General features: G+C 66.5%; 16 protein-coding genes. 7 read left to right on the top strand and 9 right to left on the bottom strand.

Going from position 1 to position 22150, the window contains the following annotated elements; genetic code table 11:
- Positions 1 to 618: 618 nt before the first annotated feature.
- A complete protein-coding gene (locus G6N38_RS01295) occupies positions 619 to 1335 on the top strand; it encodes a hypothetical protein (protein ID WP_220101377.1) in 717 nt (238 codons plus the stop codon).
- On the opposite strand, the gene G6N38_RS01300 is transcribed toward G6N38_RS01295, so the two are convergent.
- Complete coding sequence (locus G6N38_RS01300) at positions 1332 to 1475, bottom strand: Rv2253/PknI dimerization domain-containing protein (protein WP_163745671.1); 144 nt, start codon at positions 1473 to 1475, stop codon at positions 1332 to 1334. The two genes, G6N38_RS01295 and G6N38_RS01300, sit on opposite strands and share 4 nt — an antisense overlap.
- A 52-nt stretch (positions 1476 to 1527) precedes the next feature.
- Positions 1528 to 2997, bottom strand: a complete 1470-nt coding sequence (locus G6N38_RS01305) for a hypothetical protein (protein ID WP_163745897.1) — start codon at positions 2995 to 2997, stop codon at positions 1528 to 1530.
- 85 nt (positions 2998 to 3082) lie between these two features.
- On the opposite strand from G6N38_RS01305, the gene G6N38_RS01310 reads away from it, so the two are divergent.
- From G6N38_RS01310 to G6N38_RS01320, 3 genes are all read left to right on the top strand, one after another.
- Positions 3083 to 4447 (top strand): flavin monoamine oxidase family protein, encoded by a 1365-nt coding sequence (locus G6N38_RS01310; RefSeq protein WP_163745898.1) that lies wholly within the window; start codon positions 3083 to 3085, stop codon positions 4445 to 4447.
- Between the two features lie 243 nt (positions 4448 to 4690).
- Positions 4691 to 6223 (top strand): hypothetical protein, encoded by a 1533-nt coding sequence (locus G6N38_RS30945; protein ID WP_163745899.1) that lies wholly within the window; start codon positions 4691 to 4693, stop codon positions 6221 to 6223.
- An 18-nt stretch (positions 6224 to 6241) separates the two neighbouring features.
- The gene (locus G6N38_RS01320; RefSeq protein WP_163745900.1) at positions 6242 to 7921 is read left to right on the top strand and encodes a PecA family PE domain-processing aspartic protease; all 1680 of its coding nucleotides are present in this window, start codon (positions 6242 to 6244) and stop codon (positions 7919 to 7921) included.
- Between the two features lie 3 nt (positions 7922 to 7924).
- On the opposite strand, the gene G6N38_RS01325 is transcribed toward G6N38_RS01320, so the two are convergent.
- From G6N38_RS01325 to G6N38_RS01345, 5 genes are all read right to left on the bottom strand, one after another.
- Complete coding sequence (locus G6N38_RS01325; RefSeq protein ID WP_170314139.1) at positions 7925 to 8662, bottom strand: hypothetical protein; 738 nt, start codon at positions 8660 to 8662, stop codon at positions 7925 to 7927.
- Positions 8659 to 9843 (bottom strand): zinc ribbon domain-containing protein, encoded by a 1185-nt coding sequence (locus G6N38_RS01330; protein WP_246227586.1) that lies wholly within the window; start codon positions 9841 to 9843, stop codon positions 8659 to 8661. Before G6N38_RS01330 ends, G6N38_RS01325 begins: the two co-directional genes overlap by 4 nt.
- Positions 9840 to 11417 (bottom strand): S53 family peptidase, encoded by a 1578-nt coding sequence (locus G6N38_RS01335; RefSeq protein ID WP_163745901.1) that lies wholly within the window; start codon positions 11415 to 11417, stop codon positions 9840 to 9842. Before G6N38_RS01335 ends, G6N38_RS01330 begins: the two co-directional genes overlap by 4 nt.
- A 73-nt stretch (positions 11418 to 11490) precedes the next feature.
- On the bottom strand, positions 11491 to 11742 hold the full coding sequence (locus tag G6N38_RS01340) for a hypothetical protein (RefSeq protein ID WP_163745902.1): 252 nt from the start codon (positions 11740 to 11742) through the stop codon (positions 11491 to 11493).
- 152 nt (positions 11743 to 11894) lie between these two features.
- Positions 11895 to 13625, bottom strand: coding sequence for a metallophosphoesterase family protein (locus tag G6N38_RS01345; protein ID WP_163745903.1), 1731 nt, complete (start codon positions 13623 to 13625; stop codon positions 11895 to 11897).
- Between the two features lie 176 nt (positions 13626 to 13801).
- On the opposite strand from G6N38_RS01345, the gene G6N38_RS01350 reads away from it, so the two are divergent.
- Both G6N38_RS01350 and G6N38_RS01355 read left to right on the top strand, forming a co-directional pair.
- A complete protein-coding gene (locus G6N38_RS01350) occupies positions 13802 to 14983 on the top strand; it encodes a serine hydrolase domain-containing protein (protein ID WP_163745904.1) in 1182 nt (393 codons plus the stop codon).
- A 54-nt stretch (positions 14984 to 15037) separates the two neighbouring features.
- On the top strand, positions 15038 to 15895 hold the full coding sequence (locus G6N38_RS01355; RefSeq protein ID WP_163745905.1) for a DUF1542 domain-containing protein: 858 nt from the start codon (positions 15038 to 15040) through the stop codon (positions 15893 to 15895).
- Positions 15896 to 15927: 32 nt separating this feature from the next.
- On the opposite strand, the gene G6N38_RS01360 is transcribed toward G6N38_RS01355, so the two are convergent.
- Positions 15928 to 17619 carry a cation:proton antiporter gene (locus tag G6N38_RS01360; RefSeq protein ID WP_163745906.1) on the bottom strand — a complete coding sequence of 564 codons (1692 nt, stop codon included), beginning with the start codon at positions 17617 to 17619 and terminating at the stop codon, positions 15928 to 15930.
- A gap of 874 nt (positions 17620 to 18493) precedes the next feature.
- Here G6N38_RS01360 and G6N38_RS01365 point away from each other — a divergent pair.
- Complete coding sequence (locus G6N38_RS01365; protein WP_163745907.1) at positions 18494 to 19510, top strand: PDDEXK family nuclease; 1017 nt, start codon at positions 18494 to 18496, stop codon at positions 19508 to 19510.
- Positions 19511 to 19704: 194 nt separating this feature from the next.
- Here G6N38_RS01365 and G6N38_RS30530 read toward each other — a convergent pair whose 3' ends face one another.
- The gene (locus G6N38_RS30530) at positions 19705 to 21636 is read right to left on the bottom strand and encodes a serine/threonine-protein kinase (RefSeq protein ID WP_246227589.1); all 1932 of its coding nucleotides are present in this window, start codon (positions 21634 to 21636) and stop codon (positions 19705 to 19707) included.
- Positions 21637 to 22150 lie beyond the last annotated feature (514 nt).

Raw genomic sequence — 22150 nt, forward strand, 5'->3', positions numbered from 1 at the left:
CCACAACGCTTTGGCAATGCCGACCGGCGTGAACGGGATCGTCGCCGGCGAATGACGGTTCTCGTGGACCACCACTGACAGATCCCGCCCGCACAGCACCGAGGCGAGCATCCGGACCTGACGCCGATAGTCGGTCACACCCAGCTCACGGGCCACGGCGCATAGCACGATGGCCTGGCTGGCGAATCCGAGGAGATCCTGAATCGGCAGTCGTCGGCCGAGGACACCCAGCACCCCGGGGAACGCCACCACAACGGTGTTCAGCGCACCGACCCGCCACACCCACCAGCTGATCCGGTCGTCGGTGTTCAGGTCGTCCCATGCGAGCGTGCCCGGGACGTCGGCCGCGTTGAGCACCCAGGAGACCGCGTTCGGCGGGGTTCGTCGCTTCAGCCCGAACGGGTCTGTCCCCCACAACACGTCCAGCAGCGGGTTGATGACCGCGACGGCCCGCGCCAGCGCGTCTTCGACGTCGGAGTCAGCGAGTGTCACCTCGGGGGTCGGTAGCAGCTTCACCGTCCCATGATGTCCGATTCTTTGAGTGCTCAAACAGCCGAAATTGTCGCGCACGAATGTCATGATCGATTCGCCTGTCACGTCGCCGACGACCCAAAGGTAATGATGCGCCGAGGATTCCAGAGCACCGCCGTTCGTCCCTACACCGCTGCTGCAGCCGTCGCGAGCGCCGGCATCCTCACGCTGGGTTTGGTGACCGCACCGCCCGTGACCGGTGCGGCGCTCCCCCGCATCGAAGTTCACGCGGTACAGCTCGTGGCCGTCACTGCGGCCGACCTCAGCGCTACGGTGCTCCAGACCGCGACGCCCACATCGGCGTCCCGACCGGCAGCAGCAAGCCCAACCGGCCCCGACGCGACTGCATCAGACACCCCGGACTTCCTCGCGTTCGCGGCTGAGATCCTGACTTACCTGAACAGTCTTGGCCTCGGCGCGGGCCCCGGTCTGGCGGCCATTGGGCTCAGTGGCTTCGCGGTGGCTTTCGCCGCGACCGCATACGCCTGGAACGCGTTCGCCGACACCGTCAACCCCGGACTGAGGTTCCTCCACATCCCGAGGGTGCCGAAGTTTCCGGTCTGTTTCACCGGTCAGAGCTGCGCCGGCAGCGCTTCGGCCGCCACCTCGGCGCAGGTGCGGGTGGTTGCCCCCACCAGCGGTCCGGTCAAGCCCGCCGGCCGTGGGGTGGCCACATCGAAGCGCGTTGCCTCCACCCCGGACAGCAACAAGCCCGCGCCGACGAAAGCCCGCAGTGCCAAGAAGTCGACGCCATCCTCCGCGTCTGCCGACGGTAAGGGCAGCAGCAAGCGTGGCGCTGCCTAAGCCGGGGTCAGCGATATCGGCAGCCAGTGGGTGCCCGGCCCCTCATCCGGGCAGCCGGCTCCGCCGATGACGAGGGTCCGCTCCCCGAAGAAGCTGCCGTCAGGGTTCGGGATCCAGTAGTCCGAGCGAGTCGCGGGCACAGCGCTCTTGGGGTCGCGCTTAGGGCAACCGCGCCGACCGACCGCACAACCATCACATACTCCGTTGCCATGATCGATACACCACCCGGCCGACCGTCGCGGGATCGGGCTCAGGTGCGCGCATCGAGGCATCGAGTCCCGAGTGATCTTCTAGGGCAAGAACTTCGCGAAGATGAAACGCCACATCACCCTCGGCGTCGCGATCCGGCTTCTTGAAGTACCACGTCTGCGCTGCCCCCGGCCGCAGTCGCTGCGGAAGGTTGCCGCTGACCGCAATCTCGCGGATACCCGGCCCGAACAGCGGGCGAAGCACACCGCCGAACCAGTCACCGCGAATACTGCCGCGGCGCACCGGAAACCAGATGTTGGTCCAGCGGGTCACAGCGAACGGCGACTGTGCGCCGAGGACTCCGGAACCCCCAGAGCCATAGGTCGCCGGCCCCGGCTCAACAACATCGACCGGCGAGGCCTCCGACCGAGGTGGGCACCGCACCACCACGCCCCTGCGGACCAGCCGGTCGAAAAGCTCACGCCGCCGATCGTCGGAGCGACTGAGGCCGCTGAAGATGGGCGGCCGGCCGATGAAGAAGTCGGCCAACGCCATCGGCGTTCCAACCGTCACGAAGTCTGTTATCCGCCAAGGGTTTCCCTGAGCACGCGCATCCTGCCACAAGTCGAACTGCTTGGCCCGGAACTCGTCGAGTGCACCATCTGAGTCCGGCTCGACCGCCAGCCGGTCGGCGGCCGCCTCAAGGCTGCCCAGCGTACGAAGTCCACCCGGGCTCTGGGCCGGTGCCGCACGCAACTCGTGCATCTCCTCCCACAACGTCGTCAGCGCGTCGTAGGCGATGTAGCCGCCGATGCCGTGGCCCACCACGACAATCCGCGCATAGCGGCCCTGGTGCAGGGTGTACAACAGGTCGACGAGCCCGCCACGGATCGCCCGCCGCGCCGCATGGGACTCGGGCACAGCCGGATCGAAGTAGCGGGCGACGTTGACGAAACCGGTGGTCAGAAAGCTGCGGGTCAGCGCCCGCGGCAACATGCGGAACACCGCAAGGACAACACTGAGCACCACCACGCTGGTTACGAGCCCGATGATCCACCCGGCAATCCCCGTCTGCAGGAAGTAACCGCCCACCACCAACAGCCCCGCCAGCACGGCGAGCGGCACGAGCAGCACCAACCACACCGCGCGCCAGATGCCGAACACCTGGTCGGGCACGTGGCGAGGGCGTCGCAGGAACAGCCGGGCCAGCGCGGGCATGAAGCCCGCGTATCGCGTGCTCGTCATCAGGAATGACCAGTCGTACTCGTACAGTTCGACTCCGCTCGCGGGGGCGACGTAGCGGCGCGCCTCGTAGGAGTCGGTGATCTCGATGGGTTGGGGGTAGTACTCCCAGCGGCCCTCGTGCGGAGCCAACACCGTCTTGGCGAAATCGTCGAAGGTGTCCATCGGCCGGCGTTCGAGCAAGCCGTGCACGAAGACCACGGCGGTGCGTACGGCGTTGTCGGTGCTCAATCGTCCTCCTCGGACCGCGCGGCCCGCAGGTTAGCACTTTGCCAAAACGCCCACAGGGCGTAGACAGCCAGGCGCACCATGAGCCATGGCCGATGTGGACTTTTGCGTGGTCGGCGCAGGCTTCGCCGGACTCACCGCTGCATTGCGACTGAAACAAGCGGGCCGATCGGTGGCCGTTCTGGAAGCCCGCGACCGCGTCGGCGGGCGGACGTTCACCGTCGAAGGCCCCGAGGGCACTTGGATCGACCGTGGCGGTGCCTGGATCGGACCCGGCCAGGATGCCATCTACGGGCTGATGAAGGAATTTGGCGTCGCCAGCTACAAGCAGTTCATCGAAGGCCAAGCCATGATGGTCGTCGACGGCAAGCACTACCGCTACGAAGGCACCATTCCGCTGACGATGAGCCCGTGGGCGGCACTCAATATGGGCGCGGTGTTCCTCGATCTGACCCGGCTGTGCAAGACGATTCCTCTGCAGGCGCCCTGGGAAGCAAAGAACGCCGACAAGCTGGACCGCATCAGTTATGCCGAATGGCTGGACAACCACACGCTGTCCAAGCCGGCCCACACGTTGCTGGAAGCCGCGATTGCGGGCCTGTACACCTCGGCGGCGTCCGAGACCTCGATGTTGTTCGTCCTCCGCCAGCTGGCCTCCGGCGGCGGCCCGTCCTTCGTGCTCGGTATCAAGGACGGATCCCAGGATTCCCGCGTCGTCGGCGGCATGGGTGCGGTCTCCGGTGCGATAGCCGCCGAACTTGGGGATGCGATCCAGCTGAGCACACCGGCACGGCGCATCATTCACAACGACGACGGCATCACCGTGGAAGCCGACAACACGACCGTGCGGGCCCGCCGTGCCATCGTGGCCGTGCCGATCGCGATCGCCAGCCAAATTCTGTACGAACCGATGCTGCCGGCGGATCGGTCGTTCCTGCATCAGCGCATGCCCAGCGGTGCCGTTGTGAAGATCAATATCGTGTACGACGAACCGTTCTGGCGTAACGACGGGTTGACCGGTCAGACGTTCGCGCCCAACACACTGGCCACGTTGACTATCGACGCGTCCACCGACCAACCCCGTCCCGGGGTGATGTGCGTGATCACCGAGGCCGGCGCGGCGCGCAGGTATTCCCGGATGGACCATGACGAGCGAAAGAAGGAAGTGCTGGCGAATCTGGTTGAACGATTCGGCGGCAAAGCCGCCGACCCGGTGGCCTACCTCGACCAGGACTGGTCGGTGGAGCGGTACTCCGGCGGCGGCATGCTCAGCCACTGCCCACCCGGTGTGCTCACCGAGTTCGGGCCTGCCATAACCCAACCCTGCGGTCGCATCCACTGGGCGGGCACCGAAACCTCGGCGGTCATGCACGGCTGGGTGGACGGCGCCGTGCGCTCCGGTGAGCGCGCAGCCAAGGAAGTGATGCGACTTGAACCGGCAACGGCCGCCTGAACGAACGAATGGCTCGACATCATCTGTGCAACAACAGATTTCACGGAACTGCACGGCAGTGCGGCACCCGCCACTGACGAGCGACTCGCCACACCCACACCCAGGACGCCTACCCGAATCACGTAACGCACCCACCCGAAAACCTTGACTCAGCTAATTGCTCTCTCTAACTTGTTTCTTGCATCCTTGAGCCGACTGCAATTCACGAGGTCGACGCCCTGGGTGACACCAGGGGGGAATAACGTGGTCGAGCGCCGCTTGCGCAATCGTCGGATACCGCTGCAGCTGATCCTGCCCGTGACCTATGCGGTCGTGGCGGGGGGCGCGTTGACCGGCGGCATCGCCGTCGTCATCGGCGCCTCGGCGACCGGCTCGCAGGGACCCGCCGTGGCGTTGACATCGACTGAGTTTGCGTTGATTCCGCAGAGTCCGGCGACCACAACCGACAACGACCTCTGGTTACTCGACCACAATGCGAAAGCTCCGGCGGCCTCCGGGGTCCCGTCGCGCGCACTGGCGGCGGCCGCCAACGTTCAGCCCGTCATCGGCTACGGCGGCTGGCTCATCGGCAATGGGGTCGACGCCCCATTGAATTGCACGGGCACGGCATGCAACGGCGGAAACGCCGGCCTGCTGTGGGGCAACGGCGGTAGCGGTGCCAATGGCGGCAACGGCGGTAGCGCAGGCCTGCTGTTCGGCAACGGCGGCAACGGCGGCAACGGCGCGGTAGCCATCTACAACAGCGACGGATCCTTGTATTCAGAGGCGACAGCGGGTGGCAACGGTGGTCGCGGCGGCCTCTTCGTCGGCAACGGGGGCGCGGGCGGCGACGGCGCGATCGGGCTGTACCGCAGCAACGGGGACTCCGCGCCCACGAACGGCGGAAATGGCGGCGCGGGCGGTGGTCTCCTCGGCAACGGCGGAGCGGGCGGTAAGGGCGGCGACAATTTCAATCCGTACCGGAATGTCCAGCTGACGTCCGCCGGTGCCGGCGGCAACGGCGGCAAGGCCGGTTGGCTCGGCAGCGGCGGCGCCGGCGGCGCCGGCGGCAGCACCTATGCGAATTACGCGGTTACCGGCGGGGCCGGCGGCGCCGGCGGGAGCGCCCAGTTCGGAAACGGCGGTGCCGGTGGAGCCGGCGGCTCGGCTGAATCGGTGCTGTCGCGCGCCGACAGCGGCATCGGCGGCGCTGGCGGCTCCACCTTCGCCGGGACCGGCGGCGCCGGCGGCGCTGGCGGCGGCGCCTTGTCGCAGCAGTGGCATAGCTTCGGCGCCATCGGCGGTGGCGGTGGCGGCACCGTCATCGGAACCGGCGGCACTGGTGGCGCTGGCGGATATGCCGAGACCTGGGGCACCGGGACTGCCACTGCCGGCAACGGCGGTACCGGCGGCAACAACTTCGGCGGCGTCACCCCCGTATTCGGCACCGGCGGTCGTGGCGGCAATGGCGGCGACGCGCGTGCGCGCGGAAACGGCAACGCCATAGCCGGCCAAGGCAACGCCGGCGGCCCCGGCGGCGAGATCCTTGGAACCGGCGGCAACGGCGGCAACGGGGGCTTCGCGAGAGTTGACGGCGCCGGATCCGCCGTTGGCGGCGCCGGCGGATCCGGCGCGTTCGGCGGACAGTTCGGCGGCAGCGGCGGCAATGGCGGAAATGGCGGCGACGCAAGTGCACCCACGCAGGACAAATCCACACCCGGCGTGGGTGGGCGTCCGGGCTACGCCGGCATCCGCGGTCACACCGGCCGCGTGGGTCGCGCTGGTGTGCGGCGTTAAGGCGAATTGGGGACAGCCATGAATCAGACCTTGGACGAGTTCGCCGGCGAGACGGGCGCGCCGCGCAAGCGGGCACGCCGAACGCGCACGCCCTACGCGTGGCTCGGCGCCGGTGCGCTCACCCTCGGTATCGGCGCCGCGCTGGTGTCCGGCAGTGCGATCGCCAATGCCGACACCGGGCAGTCCGGAACTTCATCGGGCAAGGCGGAATCGTCGGCTGCCAGCGCTAAACCCCGCACCGCCGTGGCTCATTCGCGCCCGAAGGCCGCCCGAACTGTCGCCGGCCCGGTGCGATCGGCGTCGGCGACAGCCTCGCAGCGTTCAAACGTCAGCGCCGGAACCGCTCGTGCGAGCGCGACCGCAACGGTCACTGACGTGGCCGACATTTCTCAGAGCGCAGCCCCAGACGGTTACGGCGGAACCTCCTATCTGCCCGACAACGCGGTTGTGGTGCCCGGCAGCGCAGTGCGCTTGTCGCTGCAACAGATTGGCCAGACCCAACAACTGCTCCAGTCCACAACCTGGGGGGCGGGCAACGTCGCTGCCGGGTTGGCTTCCGTTGTGCCCCAAATGTTTTTGGCACAGGCCGCGTGGTCACTGACCACCTGGCAGAACTCCATCGAGCCGGCCAAGGCGGCGGTGGCCAACACCGTCGGTGTTCCGGTTGCGCATCAGCTGGCGCAGCTGTCGCTGTTGGGTACCTTGATGCTGCCCACCGTGGCCGGCATGGCTCTCGACGCCGCGACGCTCACCATGCCCCTGGTCGGGCTCCTCGGTGCGCCCACCGCCGCATCCGAGGCGAAGGGGCTCGTCGGTGCGGCAAAAACCAACGGTCAGGTCTACGCCGTTCGGCTGATGAAGACCGTCTACACCACCCAACAGATCGTCTACATCTCGGTTAACGGCGGGCCCGTCGTCCCCGTGCTGTTGGACACCGGTTCGTCCGGACTGACCATCATCAACAAGTACGTCGGTCAGAAGGACCTCGGCCCACCGGGTGAAAAGGGTACGAGTGGATACGGCGACTCGACCGCGTCCGTCAGCTACAGCTACACCAAGTATTCGACGAAGGTCGACTTCGGCGGCGGCGCGGTCACCGCCCCCTTTGATGTGCGGGTCGTGGACCCAAGCTCCGAAGCGTCGTACCTGAACTACTCGAACGCCGGCGTCGGCGTCGTGGGCACATTGGGAATTGGGGTCAATACCGCGTCGGGCCCGACGATGACCGCGCTGCTCCCCGGCGAGCTCAAGGACGGGGTGCTGATGTACGAGAACATCATCGGCCCGTACGGCCTGGTGGTGTTCGGCCCCAATCCACTGCCCTCGAAGGGGTCGATCAGTGGTGGACCGATCGGTGATTTCCAGGTGAAGATCAATGATGAGACGCCGGTACCGCTACGGGGCAACGTCGATTCCGGTGGCGTCTGGGGCGGCCTGCCGGATTGGGTCGCTGGAGACGCCGCCCAAGGATCGAAGCTGAAGCCTGGCACTCGAGTATCGGTGTATACCGCTGACGGGCTGATCCTGCTGTACACCTACGTCATCGGCCCGTCGAAGAAGAGCCCAGACATCTACAACTCGCAGACTGCGACGAGTTCGCGGCCGAATACCGGCAACATCCCCTTCCAGCTCGGCCCGGTGTACATCGACAACGGCACCCCAGATCGCCTGGGCGCTACGCACTTCGACATCTGGTGAGTGCTATCGGGGTGGATCACCCTTCCACTGAAAGCTGTTGATGTACTTGCCCAGATCCTGGGCAAGTTGCAGGTTGGCGCCCGACGGCAGGCTCGGGCCGTCGCCGGGCCGGAACGGGTGATACGGGCCAATCGCGCCACCGACGAGCGCGAGGTCGTTCTTGACCGCAGCCATCACGATAATGCGGGTCCGCCGGGTGACCCCGCTGGTGCCCTGCGGGTAGACGTCAAGGACGGCGCCGTACCCGAGCTGATAGCCGACCGTAGCGTTCGGCAGCACGTAGGCCACTGTCGCGTCAGGCTGCTTCTCGTGCAACAGATCGTCGACGACCTGTTCGGCCGTGCGGCCCTTGGCAGGGACCGCGAACAACTCCATCGCGCCGCCGTCACCGCCGGTGAACACCGCATTGACCCCGTCATCCTCCTTGGTGATGGCGTAGGCCGCACCAGGCCCCGGGTAAGCCACCGACCACGAGCCGTCGGCCGGCGAGAACCGCGGATTGGCTTGCACCGGAACACCGGTCGGCGGCCGTCCGCAATCCGGCGGGCAGGCGTAGCGGACCGGCGGAGCCGCGGTCAGTAGCGAGGCCGTGGTCATCGCACCCACCACGACCACCAGCCCCACCGTCAAGAGGAGCAGCAACCGCCGAAGCGGCGTGTACGGCAGCGGCCGCGCCACATACGATCCCGACAACACGGAGTAACCGGGCACCAGCTCGCGGGACACCGACGGCGCGCTCATCGCCCCACCAACTCGGTGCCCGGTACCGGCCGGTCCTGTCGGCGGGCCTCCCTCGAGGAACGTGACGCGGCGTGCGCAGCGACACCGCACGCCGGGCAGAACGCCATGTCGGGAACAACGTGCCCGCACCCCGGGCACAGGATCGGCAGCTCGGGATGCAGCGGGTCCTGCGGCTCGTGCAGTACCGCTACCTGAATTCCCACTCGCAGTGCCACCACCGCCGCCAGAGCCAGCCCCACATGCACCAAAAGTTGGAGTTCCGAAGCGATCTGAAGCACCTCGACCAGACCGACGTTGGCGTAGGCCGCGGCGGCGACCACCAGGACCAGCACGCCGCTGGCCACATGGCGAACGCGGGATGCATCCGGTCGTCGCGTGTACCACAGCCAGATCCCGAACAATCCGCTCACCGTGGCTGCCGTGAGCGGCATGGTGAGACCTCGCACACCCGCCTCGATCAGCAGGTCGGTGACGGACTGATCGCCAAGCGCGATACCGGCGTCAATCTCCTGGACCAGCCGGACCATCGTCGCCGTCACCGCAAACACGGTCGCCCCCAGAACGCCGATGACAAAGCCGTACAATGACTCTCGAATCGGCGGACGAGTCAGCCGGACCACCACGGTGGGCAACTGCATCACCAGCAATCCCCCGAACGGGATCACCAGCGCATCGCGCACCAATATCGTCGTCGGCACTTCGGTACCCAGCCCGAGGCTGTACGACTCGGCGACGATAGAGGCGGTCAGCAGCGTCCACCCCACTCCGGCCGCGATACCCAGCACAACAGTCAAAGCCCAGACCCGCCAGGACAAGTCGGCGATCACGCCCGCTTCGTGCAGATAGATCACGAACAGCAGCAGCGGGGCGAACGTGGCTACCGCCACCATCGGCACGTACCAATGCAGCACGCAGAACACGACCAATAGGAGGAACACCAGTGCCAGTCCGACGCGGAATGTGCCATGCGAGCGCCGCGGCAGGTGCGGGAACAATGAACTGACCAGCGAAGGCTGCAGCACGTTCTCGCCCGGTGCCGCGATAAATGCGTTGATCCGCAGCCAATCTGGACCGCTGCCCTGTTCGCGTACCAGCCGGGCGCCGCACCGGCCGCAGAATCTGCCCGCCGGCACATCGTGCCCGCACACCCGGCACGGCATGGTCTCGGGTTGTTCGGTCACGCCACCCCCCGCTGAACATCGAGGATGTCTCGTGCCAGGTTGTCGACGTTGGGTGTGCCCAAACCGGTCACCATGTCGTAGCCCGGGCCCGCGACGGCGACCGCGTTGGTGCCCAGGACGATGTCATGGAAGGCGGGCCGGATGGCCCCACCTGCGATGCGGTACAGGGTCGGATTGAATTCCCCCAACCGGCGGCCGCCGTTATCGAGCAGGAACTGGGTCATCACCGCCGCAATGCCGGCCCACAGCGGCGCCGCCTGCGAGGTGCCGCCCCCCACAACCAGCTGCTGGCGCAGGACGATGACGGCGCCGGTGGCGGTGTCGGCGACGGCCGAGACATCCGGTGTCAGGCGGCGCAACGCGGTCTCGGGTGCCGCGGTCTGCCACGGCGGCCGCTCGAACAAGGCCGAGATCCCGCCACCACTGCCCTGGGTCAGCGGCCCGTCGCTCCATCCGTGCTCGGCGAGCCAGCGGTAGTGCTCGTCGGTCGACAGGGACGTGCCTCCGACCGTCGTCACCTCCGGAAGTGAGGCGACCGCGTCCAAGCCGACATCGGACGGGCCGGGTGGGGCCGACCAGTCGTGGCCGCGTTTGCATTCCAGACCCGCAAGATCGCCGCTGGCGTTGAACACGGTGGTGCCGCTCGACACGGCGTCGGCCACCGCTTCACGGACCGGAGTCAGGTCGGCGGCGGTGATCATCCGGTCGCAGCCCCAGCCGATCGACAGACTCCACACCGCGCCCGGGAAGCGGCGGGCCGCGTCCTGCATCATCTCGGCGATCTTGACGTAGGTACCCCCGCCGCCAACCGTCGGACGGGCATTGACCAGGACCTTGCGCGCGTCCGGCGCCAGCGCGTGGGCCACCTGTAGGTCCATCGAGGCCTCGTTGTTGCGCTGCTCGGGCATCCCGCCGACCACTTCGGGGGTGAACTTCGGCAATCCGTAGGTCTGGGCATACATGTCGAGGTCGGCCTGATCGAAACCGTCGAACGCGAACACCACGATCGTGGTGCCCTTGCCGGTGTAGCCCGCGTCAGCCAGCGGCCGCACGTTGTAGATGGTGCGCAACGCGTCCGGCGGCAGACTGTGGTCGGGCACATCAAGGGGCCGAATCGACGGACTGCTCGAGTGATACGGGGTGTAGCTGAGGATGCGACCTAGCCCCGACACCGAATCACGCAGCGCCGCAGGCACTGACGGCTGCTCGGGCGAGGCGTAGAACTGCTCGCCGAGCGGGGTGCGGTAGTCGCGGACCGGCACACTCAACGCGGCAGCGACACTGGCCGGCGGGCCCTGCAGCACCGCCCACCCCGCACCCTGCTGCCACCGGACCGACAGACCGTTGGCCACCGCCCATCGCTGCAACTGGTTCGGGGGCTGGGTACCGCGGAGTTCGGCGGTGAGCTGCACCACCGAAGCGCTGGAGTCACCGAGGTTGGCAGAGGCCTCCAACAGCAGCGCATACGGTCCGGTAATCGCCTGTGCCGAAAGCGAATCGGTGTCTGGCCGTGCACCGCATCCGGCAAGCGCGAGCACGCCCACCGATAGCAGGGCCAGCACCGTACGAGTCATGGGTGAACCGAACCATAATGCACTGACGTGCGATTTGTGCGGCCTTGGCTATGCGGGTTCGATCACCGCCGCGTCACGGCTGGAAGCCGTTCCACTTCGGGTTGTAGCCCAGCGGCCGCCACTTCGGATTCGATTGGCCCGCGGACGCGGGCAGCGCGTGCGGTGCCGCGTAGATCTGCGCATTGCCTGGCGCCTGACAATCGGTCGATCCTCCGGTTGCCACGCAGCTCGAGTTGTCAGCGGCCGTTGCCACCGGCGCCGAAATCACTGCCGAAACAGCGACGGCGACCAGTACACCGGTCAGATGCTTCACGCTCCTGGCCATCTTGACCCTCCTCACATCCTGGCCCCACTATACCCCATGGGGTATATACCAAGTCTTCCGCCAGTCTGGAGTCCCTCGGTGCGCGGAGCCACCTACACCGGAATCGAGCGGCTCACCGGTTAGCGCCGCGGCCGGCGGTTCAGCCGAAGACGCTAAGCGCGGACCTGACGGCGGTAGGTCAGCTTGTCGAACTCCCGGCCGTATTCGTCGACGGCCGTCACATCCATCTCGCTCATCAGGTTTCCTGGCCGCACGTCGACGCGAATGAACGCGTAGTTGCGGAACCGCACCCGTGACCAGTCGACCGCCTCGGCCTTCTTGTGACCGTCGGACGTCCAGACATAGCTGTTGGGCACGAAGGTGTCGGGTAGCTCGTGGCCGCGGTAGCTCTCCTGCTCCCCCGGTTGGAAGTTGTAGCGGCGCCGCCCGCCGGATCCCACGGTGTAGTAGACCGTGCCGTCCGTTTCCGGGTAGACGATGGCGTTGTCCTCGGCAACCCTGGTGGGCGCACCGCCCCGGATCGGATCGGTCCGTTCGAAGGCATGGTTGTGGCCTTGAAGCACCAAGTCGACCTGGTGGCGGTCGAACAACGCACCCCAGGCGGCCCGTACGCCCCCGTCGCTGGCGTGGTCGGAGACCGTGGAGTACGCGCAGTGATGGAAGAAGGCGACGATGAAGTCGATGTCGGGGTTCGCCCGATGCGCTGCCAATGTCGTTTCCACCCAAGCATTTTGGGCTCCATGGGAGTAACCAGTATTGGCGGTGATCTCATCGCTGACATCGTTGGCGTCCAGCGACAGCACCGCAACATTGCCGTAGGTGAACGAATACACCGACGGGCACCCCGCCGGGCCATTGCCCGGAAAATCCAGCCGCGCCAAATGTCCGCCGTAGCCGTGCACCGGGTAGGCGGCTTCCATGTCGTGGTTACCGGTGGCGAACATCCACGGGGTGGTCGACACACTGGCCTCAATAGAATTGAGGTACACGTCCCACACGTACGGGTTGAACTTGTCGAACCCCTTGGGGGGATTTCCTTTTCGGACGAATGTCGCGGGTTTACCCTCCCCGCTGGGATCGGCGTAGGCGATGTCACCGGCGAGCACGTGGAAGTCCGGACGCGAAGCGATGATCTGGTTGAGCACGTTGTCTGCATGCGCGACCGACGGGTCGTTGTCGGGCTTGTAGGAGTTGTCGTCGTAGTCGCCGGGGGCGAGCCCGGGTGGAGCCGACGGCGTTTCGTTGGTGCCCTGGTCGCCCATCATCGTGAATCGGAACCAGCCCAAGGCATTTCGCGCACTGGGCATCGCCGTGGTCGCGGAGCGTATGTCAGACACGAAACCGTCATCGGTGCGCCACTGGTAGAAGTGCGGTGTGCGGCCCGGCAACCCGTCCAGCGGCGCGTGGACGTAGAACTGCTCGGCTGAGAGCACTCCGCCGCTGCTGTCGGGAATCTGGGTGAGCAGGTTGCGGACTTCGGCCTCGACCGTCGCCCCCAATCCCGGCGTCGGGCCGTGATCGAGGAAGACCTTGGTTGCGCCGGGATTGCGCGACAGCTGCGCGGCCAGCCTCAGCTGACTCGACGCATCCGAGCCGTATCCGACGCGGCGGCCCGCCACCCCCAGGGGTGCGTCTTGGGCGTAGGCCCGGTGCCCGAACGGACTGGTGCCCAGGGCGGCCACGGCCGCGGCGGCTGCCGACCCGCGCAAGAAGCTGCGCCGGGAAACCCGGTGGCGACGCAGATTCCGCTGATGCCATTCGTGCTGCTCGGCCATCGTCATGCGGGCGGCCAGAGTCGGCGGTACGCCGGTGTCGGGAATCTCCACCCCTGGATCGTGACGCAAGCACCTACGAGAACGTGGAATCGGCAGGAAACTCCGCATGAACAAATTTCTGAGGAACCGCGCTGATCACGACGGGGTTGCAATTGCGCTCCAATCGTCCTCCAAGCTTTTCTGGCTACTGTCATCTCCGTAGATTCGGCTGTGATTCCCGCGGGCAGGACCCGGGGAGATATCCCGGCGGCCGCCCCGGTTGGGACTGTCGGCTAGGAGGCGCGTTGAGCGACCAGATACCCATCGGCGGTACATGTACCGCGGGTTTTGGCGCGGTCCGGGACGCCTTCGAGAAGAACTTCACTTCCTGCGACGAGGTCGGCGCCGCCGTGGCGGTGTGGGTCGACGGAGACCTGGTGGTCAACCTGTGGGGCGGCTACGCCGATGCCCGACGGCGGCGGCAGTGGCGGCAGAACACGCTGGCCAGCATCTTCTCCGGAACAAAGGGCCTGACCAGCACCTGCGTGCACCTACTGGCCGACCGCGGTGAGATCGACCTGTATGCACCGGTCGCGCAGTACTGGCCGGAGTTCGCCCAGCACGGCAAGCAGGACATTACGGTCGCATCGGTGCTCGGGCACCGCTCGGGCGTGATCGGACCGCGCACTCGCCTGCACTGGAGTGACACCTCCGACTGGGATCGGGTGTGCGCCGATCTGGCCGCCGCCGAGCCGTGGTGGCCGCCGGGCACGGCGCAGGGGTACCACATGGTGACCTTCGGCTTCATCCTCGGCGAGGTGGTCCGCCGCGTCACCGGGCGCACCATTGGCCAGTACCTGCGGACCGAGATCGCCCAGCCCATGGGCATCGACGTACACATCGGTCTGCCGGTCGCCGAACACATGCGCTGCGCCGAGATGGTCAACAAGCCGCACATCCGCGACGTCCTCGCCAACGGCCAGGCGCCCAGCCATCCGACCTCGCTCGACGAACATCCGATGGCCGGGTTGTCGATTGCCATGGGTTTCGTCCCCGACGACGAACTCGGTTCCAACGAACTCACACGGTGGCGCTGCAGCGAGTTCCCGGGCACCAACGGTCACGTCTCGGCGCTGGGTCTGGCCACGTTCTATAACGGGCTGGCGCAGGAGAAGCTGCTCAGCCGCGACCATCTGGAATCCGTGCGCGTCTCGCAAGGCGGATTCGACGCCGACGTGGTGCTGGGGGCCCGGGTCGCCGATCACGGCTGGGGCCTGGGCTACATGCTCAACCAGCGTGGGGTTGCCGGGCCGAACCTGCGCAGCTTCGGCCACGGCGGTTCGGGCGGCTCCTACGGCTTCGTCGACCTCGAACACCGGATCGGCTACGCCTACGTGATGAATTACTTCGACGCCACCAAATGCAATGCGGACCCGCGCAGCACCGCGTTGAGTGACGCGGTCTACCGCGCGCTCGGCGTGCTCTGACAAGCAAATTCTCGTTCTCCGGAGCACTTTCACAGGATCGGTACTGTGGACGCCATGAACGGTGTGCTGCTGGTGCTCATCCTGGTCGTGGTCGCTGCGATCGTGCTGGCGGTGGTCAGTTCGTCGCGGGCCTCGGGCAATCGCAATGCCGCCTCACTGGCCGATGCCAAAGCTGAGGCGCGGCGGTTGATCGAACGTCTCGGCGGCCAGGTGCTCAACCTGTCCGGGAACAACGACGCCTCCACCCAGGCGCTGGCCGACGCGTCGGAACGGTTCACCGCCGCGTCCTCGCAGATCGAGCAGGCCACCACCGCCAAGCAGGCGATGCTGGCCAAGGAGAGCGCGATCGAGGGGCTGTACTACGTGCGCGCCGCGCGCACCGCGATGGGCATGGATCCGGGCCCCGAGCTTGAGACGATGGCCGGCCAGAAGTCGGCGGGTGCGGTCACCGAGGACCGCAAGGTCGCGTTCGAGGGCCGCGAGATCGAGGCCTCCCCCGTGCCGAGCCAGCGCACCCCGAACTACTACCCCGGCGGCCGGGTCGCGGGCCGTCCGGTGCCGGCCGGCTGGTATTCCGAGCCGTGGTGGAAGACGGCGCTGGTCGCCGGGGCCTGGGGCGTGGGTTCGGTACTGCTGTTTGACGCGTTGTTCTCCGGTATGGGCGGGGTCGGTTACGACGCTTCCGGATTCGAGAACGGCTACGGCTCGGGCTTCGATCAAGGCTTCGACCAGGGTTACGACCAGGGTCTGGACGCGGGCGGCGGCCAAGACGCCGGCTGGGGCGGTGACGGTGGCGGCTGGTCGGGCGATGGCGGTGGCTGGGGTGGTGACGGCGGCGGCCTCGGCGACAGCGGCGGCTGGGGCGGCGACTTCGGCGGGGGCGACTTCGGCGGCGGGTTCGGCGACTTCTAAAGCCGGCGGGCAGGAGCGAAGCGACCCGGGGATTAGAGTCTGCTCTCCATCCGGGCGGTCACGCTCGCCTCTTGCAGATCGAGGCGCCCGAGCATGGCGCGCACGGCCTCGTCGTCGATCTGGCCGGCGTCGCGCTCTCTGATCAGCGCGGCCCGCTGGGCAGCCAGCACCTCGCGATACAGGGTGGAAAACACTTCCGCACGCAGGTCGTGCTCCTCGGGATCCGGCATCTCGTCGGCGTCCTTGGAGTGCCGGGCGATCCAGTTTCGGATGTCGGTCAGCACCTGCGGATCGAGGCCTCCGGGCGGATTCGCCTCGAACCAGGCGAGCACCTCGTCGGCCGCGGCGTGGACCGTGCCCTCGGCCTTGAGGGTCTCCTCTCGGTCGTAGGCGCGGTCGTCCTCCTGCGACGACAGCTTGAGCCGGCGGATCAGCGGCGGCAGCGTCCACCCCTGCAGCAGCAGCGTGCCGACGGCCACGACGAAGGCGATCGCCTGAATGGTGGCGCGCTCCGGAAACGGTTCACCGCTGGCGATGGTCGGCGGGATACCGGCCGCGGCGGCCAGCGTCACCACTCCGCGCATCCCGGTCCAGGACACCACCACGTTCTCCTGCCAGGTCAACGAGGTGTGGTCGATCATCGACCGCCACTTGCCTTGTGGCCGCGCTCGTTTGCGCACACCGAGCGCGCCTCGGCCGCCGCGTTCGGGGATCGGCACACTCAGTTTGCGATCGACGTGTCGGAACAGAACGCCGCGGCCGAACATCACGAACACCGACAGCGGACGGATCACCAGCACGATCGCCAGCACCACGGCGGCCGCGACACCGACCTCCACCAGCGACTCGTAGGCCTCGCGCAGGTCTTCTAGGACGAACCGCAGATGCAGGCCGATGTAGGCGAACACGAACGCCTCCAGCAGCACGTCGACCGAGTGCCAGACGTAGCGCTCTTGCAGCCGGGTCTGGTAGCCCGCACTCAGCGTTCCGCTGCCGACGACGAACCCGGCGGCCACCACGGCCAGCACTCCCGAAGCATGAAACCGTTCTGCGGTGATGTAGGCGGCGAACGGCACCACCAGGCCCTGGATCGTCTCCAGGCTCGCGCTGTTCAGCCGGTCGCGGATCCACAGCGTGATGTAGCCAAGCGCGACGCCGACTGCCGGGCCGAGCACCGCGCTATAGCCGAACAACAGCAGCGGGTTGTCGATGAAGGTGTGGGTGCCGGCGACCTGGGCAACCGCGATCGAAAACAACGCCAGCGCGGCGGCATCGTTGATCAGGCTCTCGCCGGTGAGGATCGTCATGACCCGCTTGGGCAGGCCCAGTTTGCGCCCGACCGCGACGGCGGTGACAGCGTCGGGCGGCGCGACGATGGCGCCCAGGACCAGCGCGGTCGCGAAGGTCAGCGGCACCACGACCAGCCATGCGGAGACGGCGGCGACGGTGAAGGCGGTGACCACCACCAGGGCGACCCCGAGGCCGAGGATCGGTTTGATGTTGCGCATGAATGCCGGGAACGAGAAGTCCAGCGCCGCCGAGTACAGCAGCGGCGGCAGCACCACGGTGAGCAGGACATGTGAGTCCAGTTCAGGTGCGGTGAATCCCGGCAGGAACGACGCGGCAATGCCGACGAGGACGATCATCAGAGCGGGCTCCAGGCCACGCTGCTTTGCGATCGCCGCTACAGCGATGGCGCCGACGACGACGAGAATCAGTTCCATACGAAGATTGTCCCGTCCGCCCTATGAGTCCGCCCGGTGTGGTTACAAACCGGGCGTGAGCCAACAAATCGTCCGGGTTTCTTGGATCGGGAAGGCAGGCATGAAGTCGTCGGCGAAGGGTCTCGGTGGCCATCGGCGATTCGCAACGACGGGATCGCTCAGCAGTCCCGAGCGAGACCCCGGTACTTCGGCGGCTTTCGCGTTGGCGGGGCCAGCATCGGTGAACATTCAGATCGACCATGTACTGAGCGCCTGGCAACCTGGCGGCGCTTGTCTACTCGAGGATGCCGTAATGAGGACCGGAGGAACCGCCGCGCAACCGAATGGCTCTGAATTTCGAATCAGCCTGGGCCGCCTGCAAATACGGTCGACCCGGCTTACAGCAAGCTGCTCAACTCAACGTACCGATAGCAGACCTTATGTCAAGTATAAGCGAGAGGTGTTGTCCCCCAACACAGTTGGTGTTGTTGTTTGGTGACCACCGATGTCGTCGTCGTCATCGTTGCCTCTGCTTCATCATCCGGTCCACTGTCTGTTGCGTTACTCCCTGTGGCAATGAAGTTACCGTTGTTGGCAGCAACGTTGTGTCCTTTCGGATTCGGCTGTTTTCGCTGTTGGCATCTCGGTTCGGCGTCGAGAATTGCTCGGGTGCAGCGCCATTCGATTGACTAGAGCAACGGACCGACGCACGCATTGATGCATCAGATGAAGCGATGCCTCGGCTTTGTGCGAGCGGCTACGGATGAGGTCGTCCAGGCTCCGATGGGACATAGGGAACAGCGCAACCGCTCCCCCGGCGGGGGATAGGCGTCTGTGTTCAGCATCTAGGTCGTCAATGCATTCGTTTCGCGCTGCCCGCCATAATGGGAAAATTATGAGGTTCAAACGCCGCAATTCGGAATCGCTCGCAGACCTGATCTGCGGCAACGTCGGCTCCGATGCCCCGACCGTCGGCGTCGAGCCGAAGTACTTCCCCTACCGGTCGAGTATGTACATCACCGAGTTCTTCCGCGACATGGACACTGAGTACCAGCACGACGGTTCGACCCGACATCGGTGGGTGGCTGACGTGATCGACATGATGCTGGACGAGCCGCATGAAGGCCCCGCACACCCGCCCGAGGTGTTCTGCCGCCTCATCGACCACCTGATGACCACGGCAGATGCCATGAACGAAGGTGCCGACCGCCCCAACGCGCTGCGACTGCTCAATGAGGTACTGACCCGTGAGGGGTTCGAGGCGTTCTACGGCGATGACCGGCACTGCTACCTGCGACACGTCGGCTCGAACACCGTCACGGTTCTGCAGGCCAATCCGCACCGGCCATTGTCAGCGGCCGAGCAGAAGCGCCGCGACCAGCTCGAGGGATACCTCGACTTCTGCAGCGAGGACGAGCTGATCGAGGAGGTTTTACTACCTCTGTTCCGGCAGTTGGGATTTCACCGCGTCACCGCGGTCGGACATAAGGACAAGGCACTTGAATACGGCAAGGACGTGTGGATGCGGTACGCGCTGCCGACCCAGCACCGTCTTTACTTCGGTATCCAGGCGAAGAAGGGGAAGCTCGACGCGTCCGGCGTCACTAAGACCGGCAACGCCAACATCGCCGAGATCCACAATCAGGCGTTGATGATGCTGGCGCATGAGATTTTTGACCCTGAAACCAATCGGCGAGTGCTGGTCGATCATGCATTCATCGTCGCTGGTGGCGAGATCACCAAGGCGGCACGCAACTGGCTTGCCAATGCCCTCGACGCTACGAAGCGCAGCCAGATCATGTTCATGGACCGAACCGACATCGTGAACCTGTACGTGGTGACCAACCTACCGCTGCCCGCGAAGGCGCTGCCGCAGGAGACCGATCCATGGGGTGCCGAGCCGCCCTTCTGACTGGCTCAAACGCAGAAACGGCCAGGCCGGCCTCATCCCCCGGGCAGATCAATCCCTCGCCTCAGCGCTGAGGAAGCAGGAGGCACGCGGCGAGCTGCGCATCCTGCCGCGGGCCGAGATGGGTTTGGGCTCAGCGGAGTAGGTCGTCAGCCCAGCGGTTCGGTGTACACGCCGACCTCAGCCAGCCCTGGCGCTCACCAGCCCCACGCCAGGTCACCGTTCAGGTCTGCCTTGCAAGTGGCGATCCCGTCGGTCTGCACGACACGGGCGCGCGCCCCCGGCTCGCTGCACGCCGACCCGACCTGGACCGCCGGCCGACTCTCGTGGGTCTTGTCTCTCCACGAACCCGTCTCCATGCTGCAGTACAGCGTGCCGTCGGGTGATACATCGCCGGACTCCGCTGGGGTGCACGGCTTGCCTTCGTAGAGGAAGGGAGCCGCGGTGGTCGTCGTCACCGCGGTGCGGGTCGAAGTGACCGCGGGCGTTGCCGGCTTGTCCTCCCCGACGTAACCGGCTCCGCCCCAATGTAAGTCCTTGTCGGTCCATGTCCCGTTGGCGCACGAGGGTGTGCAGTCGTTCTGGTGTTCGCGAAGTACGTATCGTCCGTCGACGCCGGGACCGATCAGCTCGGTGTCGAGCATGTCCTCACCGGTGGTCCTGAACCCCTGTGCGGTCGGGACCAACACCAGAACCATTGCAGGGTTGTGCGCTCCGCCGCCGTGGTAGCGAATGAAGAGATTGCCGGTGAGATCGGTCGCTGGCTCGGCAAACTCGAATCCGTAGCCGAACTTGACGGGAATCGGCATGAGAACCGAGCCGGCAGCGGTCACAGCAGAGATGCAGGCGCCGTCACCGACCGCGGCGCCGTACGACGGTGTCTGGGGGATGATGAAAACCCGCATCCGGCCCACATACGGATGCTCGAGGTCGTGGTGAGAGGTGGCGGTGCCTGGGCAGCCTGCGTTTGGTGATGGGTTGTCGGGCAGCGGCGCAGCCTGCGCCGATGACGGCGGCGCGCTCACCGGGGGCACGGTTGCCGTTGTCGAAGTCTCCGCCGTCTTGGCCGCCGGCGCCGCAGCTTCATCGCTCCCACCACGGGTGGCGTAGATGCCGACCGCCGTCGCAGCGACTGCGACCGTCGCCAGCACCGCAGCGGCGGTAGGCGCCGTCCGAGACTTCGGCTGCGGTCGCGGCAAGGCCTTCGCTACAGCCTTCCGCACCTGCGTCGGCTCGTTCGACGGCTGCGTGACCGCTGCCATGGTCGGCGCGAACGCTGCAACTTCTCCGCGAGCCGCCTCCTGCAGCGCGGTGATGAACTCCGCACAGGACTGGTACCGGTCGTCGGGGCTCTTCGCCAGCACCCGTTCGAAGACCGCGTCCATACCCTCCGGAAGGCGCGCGTTGGCTGCGGTGATGGACGGCACCGGCTTGGTCAGGTGCGCGGACATCGCCGAGGCGATCGAGGTTTCCGTGAACGGCGGCTTCCCGGTGAGCAGGTGGAACGCGGTGCAGCCTAGGGAGTAGATGTCCGACCGGTTGTCGACCTCCTCGCCCTCGATCGCCTCCGGCGAGATGTACTGCATCGTCCCGATCGTCATCCCGGTGGACGTCAACGAGGTGGACTCACCGGCGGCCTTGGCGATGCCGAAATCCGCGAGCTTCACCGACTCAATCTGCGGCGCCCCATCGGTCTCGTCGATCCCGACCAAGATGTTCGCGGGCTTCACATCGCGGTGCGTCACGCGTTGCTTGCGCCAGGCGTGGTCCAACCCCGCGGCCGCGGCACCTACCAGCTGGACCGCAAGGTCGGGTTCCAGCGGACCGTCGACCCTGAGCAACTCCGAGGCGTCCGTGCCGTCGATGTACTCCATCGTGATCCACAGCCGGCCCTCGAACTCGCCGCGGTCGTGCAGCGTGACGATGTTCGGGTGGCTCAACTGAGCGAGCAGGTCCGCCTCGCGCTGGAACCGCACCTTGAAGTCGTCGTTGCGGGAGACCCCGGCGTCGAGCAGCTTCAGCGCGTCCTGCCGCGGTAGTCGCGGGTGCTGCACGAGGAACACCTGCCCCATCCCGCCCGCACCGAGCTGACGGATGACGCGGTACCCCGCGATCTCGGTGATTTGCACGCTGTGAGTGTGGCAGGCGCGTTCGCTCACGGGACCGGATCCCGTGGGCCAAGCACGGTCAACATGGCTCCTCATGCTGGTGGGGTGTATGGCGCGGCGCCGAGAAAGTTGCGACGAGTGCGGCGATCACGAACCCGACGATTGCGAGGGCGAGGGTGAGTGCTGTCCCCCGCACTGAAATCGTAGGTGGAGGCGTCTCATATCCTGTCTCCAATCCTCACGCGGTCAGCCGGCGACCCGCCCACCACGCCATCAGCTCGATCCGCCAGCTCAAATGAGACGGCCGTGCACCGATGCGTCTCACTCAGCCTGGCGGTTCGCTGCATCAGGCCGCCGGGTCAAGTGAGAACGGACAGTCTGATGTAATTCCGCTCCCCAACCTTTGATGACATCCTCCCCCGTCGGTGATGCCCGTCGCCGAACGTCACGGCAACCGGCTCCACCTGCCCTAGGCGGCCTCGGGCAGTGCGCGGGTCTCGGTGCGACTCATGGCAGACGGAGTTGCCGAAGGTCC

Origin of the sequence: Mycolicibacterium helvum (assembly GCF_010731895.1) — a bacterium.
GTDB classification, from domain to species: Bacteria; Actinomycetota; Actinomycetes; order Mycobacteriales; family Mycobacteriaceae; genus Mycobacterium; species Mycobacterium helvum.

Coding starts and splice junctions, on each gene's coding strand:
- G6N38_RS01295 (WP_220101377.1), top strand. CDS start 619: ATGATGCGCCGAGGATTCCAGAGCACCGCCGTTCGTCCCTACACCGCT.
- G6N38_RS01310 (WP_163745898.1), top strand. CDS start 3,083: ATGGCCGATGTGGACTTTTGCGTGGTCGGCGCAGGCTTCGCCGGACTC.
- G6N38_RS01320 (WP_163745900.1), top strand. CDS start 6,242: ATGAATCAGACCTTGGACGAGTTCGCCGGCGAGACGGGCGCGCCGCGC.
- G6N38_RS01325 (WP_170314139.1), bottom strand. CDS start 8,662: ATGAGCGCGCCGTCGGTGTCCCGCGAGCTGGTGCCCGGTTACTCCGTG.
- G6N38_RS01335 (WP_163745901.1), bottom strand. CDS start 11,417: ATGACTCGTACGGTGCTGGCCCTGCTATCGGTGGGCGTGCTCGCGCTT.
- G6N38_RS01340 (WP_163745902.1), bottom strand. CDS start 11,742: ATGGCCAGGAGCGTGAAGCATCTGACCGGTGTACTGGTCGCCGTCGCT.
- G6N38_RS01345 (WP_163745903.1), bottom strand. CDS start 13,625: ATGCGGAGTTTCCTGCCGATTCCACGTTCTCGTAGGTGCTTGCGTCAC.
- G6N38_RS01355 (WP_163745905.1), top strand. CDS start 15,038: ATGAACGGTGTGCTGCTGGTGCTCATCCTGGTCGTGGTCGCTGCGATC.
- G6N38_RS01360 (WP_163745906.1), bottom strand. CDS start 17,619: ATGGAACTGATTCTCGTCGTCGTCGGCGCCATCGCTGTAGCGGCGATC.
- G6N38_RS01365 (WP_163745907.1), top strand. CDS start 18,494: ATGAGGTTCAAACGCCGCAATTCGGAATCGCTCGCAGACCTGATCTGC.